This window comes from Inquilinus limosus MP06 (genome assembly GCF_000767795.1).
GTDB classification, from domain to species: Bacteria; Pseudomonadota; Alphaproteobacteria; order DSM-16000; family Inquilinaceae; genus Inquilinus; species Inquilinus limosus_E.
The window spans coordinates 1-6,785 of record NZ_JANX01000341.1 but is presented as its reverse complement, the minus strand read 5'-3'; the positions used below and the strand labels follow the sequence as shown (position 1 = coordinate 6,785).

Here is a 6,785-nt window from a genome sequence, read left to right as displayed (position 1 = left end):
AGAGGTCGGGCGTCCGCAGGACGACCGGGTGAGGGCTGGCCCAGGCCTCGACAAAGGGCCCTCACCCGGAGCCGCTTCGCGTCTCCGACCTCTTCCGCAAGCGGGAGAGGCAACGCGTTACGGCCTTGATAGGGTCGGGATGACCCGACCCTACCTCAACTCATCCACTACCGGCTGGCCACCCCGGTGCAGACGTTCTGCCCGTCCAGCGACCGCAGGTAGGCGGTCACGGCGGCGACGTTGCCGGCGCCGATCTTGCCGCCATGCACCGCGCTAAGATTGGGGCGGAACACATCCGCCAGCGTCGCCGCCTGGCCGTTGTGGAAGTAGGAGGACGACTGCCAGATGCCGGTCAGCGTCGGCGTGTCGAAGCCCACCCCGGCCAGCGGCTGGCCCGACCCGGTGCCGGAGGAGGGCTGCACCGTGCCGACGTCGTGCCGCTGGTTGTCCTGGCTGACGGCAGTGCCGTGGCAGGTGGTGCAGCTGGCCGTCTGGAACACCTGCTGGCCCCGCTGCGCCTCCGCCGTCAGGCAGCCCTGCGCCGTCCGGAACGGGCTGCGCGGGAAGGTGCTGAGCGATGTGACATAGGCGGCGAGGTTGTCGAGATCGGCGCTCTTGCCCGCCTTCTTCGGGCCCAGCGGGTTGATGGTGGCGGCATAGTCGGCGTCGCTCATGAAGCCGGCGCCTTCGAACTCGTCGCGGATGTCCTTCTCGAAATCCTGCAGCTCGTCGAAATTTGCGGTCCAGTGCAGCTTGCCCATGGCCGGCCCGACGCCCTGCCGCCCCTGCAGCGAGATGGTGCGGCGCAGGCCCTCGCCGCGCTGGGTGAAGTCCCAGACCATGCCGTCGCTGTCGCCGTCGACATGGCAGCTGGCGCAGGAGATGTAGCTCTCACTGCTCATCCGCGGGTCCGCGGCGTTGTAGAAGACGCGCTTGCCGGCCAGCACCGCGACCGGCAGCGGCTCGGTCGCCACGGTCGGGACCGCGGTCGGGGCCGGGGTGACGAAATCCTCGCCGGTCATCACCTTGCTGACGTCGTGCACGGTGACGCGACGGTCGAGGAAGGCGTTGACGAACAGGCGCTTGCGCGCGGCGTCGAGATAGAGGCCGTGCGGCGTCCGGCCGATGCCGGCGATCGACCCGACCACGGCGCGGCGATAGGGGTCGACGATCTCGACGCTGTTCGACTCCATCTCGGCGACGAAGATGTAGTTGCCGCTGGGGGCGAAGATCGCGGCGCGCGCCGGCGCCCGGTTGTTGAAGTCGATCTGCTCGGCGAACACCTCCCTGCCCTGTGCCAGGTCGAGCTGGGACAGGATCGAGCGCACCGTGGTGTCGGCCTTCAGGTCGATCTGCTTGCGGTAGCGGCCCTGGACGATGTTGTCCTTCTTCGACGGCAGGATGGCGCGACGGCCGTCCGGCGAGATCACGACCTGGTTGACGTAGTTGGCCACGCCGGGCGCCGCGGCCTCGGTGGCCGGGGTCGTGGTGTCGACCGGCAGCGCGATCATGGTCGGGCCGGCGGTGGTGGCGAGATCGACCTTGTAGACCTCACCCTGCGTCATCTTCGAGCGGAAGCGGGTGACATAGGCGGTCTTCGAGTCCGCGCTGACGGCGATGCCGCGCACGTCGCCGCCCCCGGGCAGCATCACCCGGCGGGTGATGGCGCCGGTCGACGGGTTGAACACGGCCAGCACCGACTTGCCGGCCAGGGTCAGCAGGCCCTTGCTGCCGTCCGGCGTGAACGCGACGCCATAGGGGGCGCTGCCGTAGTCGAGAGCGAAGGTGCTGACCGCCTTGGTCAGCGGGTCGATGCGCAGCAGCTTGTCGTCGCCCTGCACCGCGACCCACAGCTTGCCGCCGGGCCCGAGGGCCAGGGTCTTCGGCTCCTTGCCGACCGACATCTGCCAGGATTTGGCCAGGGTGGCGGCGTCGATCGCGGCGATGGTGCCGGCATCGGGGTCGAGGGCGTAGACCGCCGTGGCATTGCCGACGATGTTGCTGCTGTGCGTCGGGGCCGCGGCCGTGACCGGGTAGATCACGCTCTGCAGGAAGGAGAAGGAGGTCTCCGTCCCGTCCTCGGTCACCACCGTCACCGAGACGGTGTAGTTGCCCGGCGTGGGATAGGTGTAGCGCGCGATCGGGCTGGCAGCGGTGGTGGTCACCGGCGCGCTGCCGTCGCCGAAGTTCCAGATGTACTTGGCGCCGCTGAGGCCCAGCGCGGCGGGGTCGAGCGCGACCGCCTTGGCCACCTGCTGCTGCGGCAGCACCGACGGGCGCGGGTTGAAGATGCCGTCGATCTCGGCGTCGGTCAGCACCCGCTTGTAGACCCGGACGTCGGACAGGATGCCCTTGAAGGCGACCGGGTTGCCCTGGATCTGCCCCAGCATCTGCAGCTTGTCGAAGATGCCCATGACGCCGGCGGTGCCGGTCGAGGTGACCTTGACGCCGTCGATCACCATCGACTGGGCGCCGGTGGCGGAATCGCGGGTCATGGCGACCTGGTGCCACTGCCCGTCATTGATCGGCGCCGTCGACCGGGTGACCGGGTTGCTGGCGCTGCGGTCGCCGACCGACAGGTTCAGGTAGCCGGCATTGTCGATCCAGCCCCAGAACACGTCATTGGCGCCGCCGACCTGGTCGCGGCCGAAGATGCCGGGCGCCTGCCAGGGATTGCTGCTGCCGATCTGGCTGGTCTTCATCCGGAAGCTGACGGTGGCGGTGCCGCCGAGGGTGTAGGCGATGCTGTCGCTCTCCAGCTCCACGCCGGTGATGCGCGGATTGAAGTCCAGCCCACCCTCGGCATAGCTGTCCTGGCTGCCGGCCTTCCCGTCATTGCTGCCGGCCACGTCGGTCAGCGTGCTGGCCAGCGGCCAACGGTTGACATAGGAGGTCGGGACCGACTGGCTGCCGGTCGTGAAGCTCGAGGTGAACTCGGTGGCCAGGCCGTTGCCGGCATAGTCCTTCAGCCCGCCGGCGGTCAGCACCACCTCGTATTCGGTGTTCAGCTGCAGCGGCTCGGCCGGGGAGAAATTGACGATGCCCAGCTGCACGCTGTAGGTGCCGGCCAGCGCCGCCCCGCCCTTGGGCCGGACGATGAAGGTATCGGCATTCACCGTCTCCGGCAGGATGCTGTCGGACAGCGCCAGGCCGATGCGCGAGGTCTGGGCCTGGTGCAGCACGCCCGCGGCCGGCGACACGGTCAGCACGGCCGGCGGCGTCGTGTCCGGCGCCTTCTGGTGCGGCCGGAACGCGGTGTTGGTGCCATGGTCGCTGCCGACGAAGACCAGGTTGCCGAACATCGCGACCTGGCCCAGATCGGGGTCGCGGTTGCCGCGCGGCGGGACCGTCACATTGTCCGCCACCCGCTCGGACCGGCCGATCTCCGGGTAGGAGGCCGGGTTGGTGATGTCGAGCTTGAAGATGTAGCGCTGCGCCCCGACGATCAGGTGGTCGTCCTGGGCGGCGCAGTACAGGCCTTCCTCGATCGGCGTGGTCTCGTTCTCGACCACGACCTGGCGCGGGTTCGAGACGTCGTAGCCGGCCATCTTGCCGTCGCCGTTGCGGCCGGAGGTGTAGAGCTTCCGGCCGTTGAAGCAAGTGGCATAGTAGTTCGGGAAGGTGCTCTTGCCGCCGATCACGGTCGGGTTCAGCGGATCGGAGATGTCGAGGGTGGCGAAGCCCGACGTGGTCTCCATCGAGGTCAGCACCATCTCGTTGCCCATGGCGAAGATCGGGCCGGCGCGGAAGCCGCCCAGCTCGCCCACCGGCAGCGGGTTGGGCCGGCCATTGCCGCGGTCGGCCAGTCTGGCATTGGCCGGGTCGCGGGCATCGACGATGAACATGCCGCGGCTGGCCGACGCGACGTAGAGATAGGGCGCCTGCCACCACATCTGCCAGTTGACGTTCTCGTAGTCGCCGGCATTCACCCCCGGCAGCGCCAGCTTCTTCACCTGCTTGATGTCGTTGATGTCGGTGAAGTCCCAGAACTCGACACCGTAGATGCTGGGCAGGGCGATGTAGTCCTTGCCGCCGATCGTGGCCTGGCCGAAGGCGTGGGGCTCGCGGAATTCCTTGGTGCGGCCGTCCGGCTCATAGATCGTCTTGACCAGCTTGATGTCGCGCGGGTTGCTGACGTCGTAGATCAGGAAGCCGCCGGTGGCCTCGCCGCTGTCCGGCGCGAACAGGGTCACGAAATAGCCGTTGTGCATCACCCCGACATTGGTGCCGTAGGGCTTCTGCGGGCTGGTGTTGCCGGGGATGGTGTATTGGATCACCGGGATGCCGTTCTGATAAGTCCCGTTGTTCCAGTCGATCGTCGAGATCTCGCGGAACAGCTCGGCATCGGTGTAGGTCAGGTTGCCGAGGCCCGGCCCGTGGAGCGGAAGGTTCTGGGCGGAGGCCGTGTGGCCCGTGACCAGAGACAGGGATATCAGGCTCACGGCCAGCAAGGCCGATCGACAGGCGTTCATCGCTCCCCCTCCATTGTCCGGTTCCTGCCCGGAGAGCAGCGGCGCGACGTGTCGGGGCCTTGCCCTGTCCGCCGGTCCTCTCAGGTCTGGAAATCGGCTGGCGGCCCCGTGGACGGGACCTGATTGCAGGAGATGGTGAAGTCTCCGGAAGGGAGTGTCAATAAATCTCAATCATTGAAATATATTTCACAAGCGATATCGAATGCCATGCAAATGAAGGCCGCCGGTCAGACCGTGAACAGAGACCGCAGCGTCCCTTCGAGATCGGGCTCGGGGCTGGAGCAGACACCGAGGATGGTCGCGTCGCCCTCCCCCACCGAGACATAGCCATGGCCCATGGTGCTGTCGATGTAGATGCTGCCGCCCTTCTCCAGCCGCACCGGCGCGTAGTGGTCGGTGTGCACCTCGATCGCGCCTTCAAGCACGTAGATGAGCTCCTCTCCCGAATGATGGACCAGCGGTCCGAACGCCTCGATGCTGCGGATCTTGACCGTGGTGAGCACCGGCACCATCCGCTTCCGCTGCAGTTCGGTGCAGAGATAGAGGTAGTCGTAGTTCGGCGTCACCTGGAGCAGCCCTTCCCCCGGCCGGCTGATCGACCGCCGGGCCATCGCCGCCCCCGTCTCCGCCGGCGCCGACAGCAGCTCGGCCAGGTTGATGCCGAGCCCTTCGCTGATCTGCAGCAGCTTGTCATAGGTCAGCGACATCTGGTCGTTCTCGACCTTCGACAGCGTCGAGACCGCCACCCCGGTCCGCCGGCTGACCTCCTGCAGCGTCCAGCCATGCCGGCGCCGCAGCGCCTTCAGGCATTCCCCGAGCTTGGGCTGAGTGGGCATGCACGGACCTGCCGATGGATGGTCGATCACCCTAAGTCGGGCGCTGGCCTGATCGCAAGGACCAGAAATTTTCCGATACGACTATGGATTTGACACAAACGCTATAGCCCCGCACTCTTCGAATCCGGGAGGCTGCGGCGCCGTCGCCGGCGGCTGCGACCGGGCCCCGAACCCGCCGGGAGGACGCGATGAGCCATGACAGCCCCCTGCCACCGGACCTGCCCCGGGACCTGAACGCCCGGATCGACGGGCTGTTCGCGCGCTGGGCCCACCCGGATTCGCCGGGCGCCGCGGTCAGCGTCACCCGGCATGGGCGCGAGATCCATCGTGGTTTCTACGGCATGGCCGACCTGGCCCATGCCGTGCCGATCGACGCGCGCACCGTCATCCGCATCGGGTCGCAGACCAAGCAGTTCACCGTGCTGCTGGCGCTGATGCTGGAGGCCGAGGGCAAGCTGTCGATGGAGGACGATGTCCGCCGCCACCTGCCCTGGCTGCCGGCGTATCCGCAGACGGTGACGCTGCGCCACCTCGCCGCCAATGTCGGGGGCTTGCGCGACTTCCTGGAGATCATGATGCTGGGCGGGCTGCCGCTCGGCGCGCCGTCGACCCGCGCCGGGGCGCGCCGGATCATCGGCCGGCATGGCGGCGTGAACTTCCGGCCCGGCACCGACCTGATCTACTGCAACACCGGCTTCTTCCTTCTGTCCGAGATCATCGAGCAGGTCTCGGGCCAGAGCTTCAACCAGCTGCTGGAGGAGCGCATCACCGGCCCGCTGGGCATGCGCGACACCCGGCTGATGCGCTGGGATTCCGAGATCCTGCCGCGGCTGGCCGACCATCACGGCCGCGGTCCGGACGGCGGCTGGCACAAGGCGCAATGGGGCGTGGTGCTGGGCGGCGAGGGCGGCATGGTCTCGACGCTGGAGGACATGACGGCCTGGCTGGCCAATCTCGACGCGCCGAAGGTCGGCACGCCGGAGATGCTGGCCCGGATGTCGGCCCCCGGCGCGGTGATCGACGGCATCCCCTCGCCCTACGGCCTCGGCCTCGTCACCTGCCGCTATCGCGGCCTGGCCAGCATCGGCCATGGCGGCGGCGTCGCCGGCGGCCGGTCGGAATCGGTGCGCTTCCCGGAGGCCGGGATCGGCATCGTCATCCTCGGCAACACCGACGACATGGGCCCGTTCTCGCTGGCCCGCCGCATCCTCGACCTGGTGCTGGGCCATGAGCCCGGCCCGCCGCGCGCCAAGGGCGCCGCGGACCGGCTGGCCCGCGCCGCCGGCCTGTACCGGGCCGAGGACGGCGACGACGTGTTCGGCATCGCCGTGAAGGACGGCGAGCCGGTGGTGGTCAGCAACATGGGCGGCGGCCTGCCGATCGAGCAGACCGGCGAGGACAGCTTCATGCCGGAGCGGGGCATCGTGCCGCTGGAGTTCACGCCGCGCGCCGATGGCGATATCGACACGCGCTGGTT

The 6,785-nt window shown here is 68.4% G+C and carries 3 protein-coding genes; 1 reads left to right on the top strand and 2 read right to left on the bottom strand.

The annotated features are described in order from the left end of the window. Positions 1-167: 167 nt before the first annotated feature. Together P409_RS22245 and P409_RS22240 are read right to left on the bottom strand one after the other, a co-directional pair. Positions 168-4,442 (bottom strand): Ig-like domain-containing protein, encoded by a 4,275-nt coding sequence (locus P409_RS22245; RefSeq protein WP_202964763.1) that lies wholly within the window; start codon positions 4,440-4,442, stop codon positions 168-170. A gap of 257 nt (positions 4,443-4,699) precedes the next feature. After that, positions 4,700-5,308, bottom strand: a complete 609-nt coding sequence (locus tag P409_RS22240) for a helix-turn-helix domain-containing protein (RefSeq protein WP_034843805.1) — start codon at positions 5,306-5,308, stop codon at positions 4,700-4,702. Between the two features lie 188 nt (positions 5,309-5,496). On the opposite strand from P409_RS22240, the gene P409_RS22235 reads away from it, so the two are divergent. Further along, positions 5,497-6,785, top strand: a 1,289-nt coding sequence (locus tag P409_RS22235) for a serine hydrolase domain-containing protein (protein WP_052121164.1), incomplete at its 3' end; no start/stop codon positions are given.

Bases quoted from the DNA above. Each gene is read 5' to 3' on its own strand.
- P409_RS22240 (WP_034843805.1), bottom strand. From the start codon at position 5,308: ATGCCCACTCAGCCCAAGCTCGGGGAATGCCTGAAGGCGCTGCGGCGC.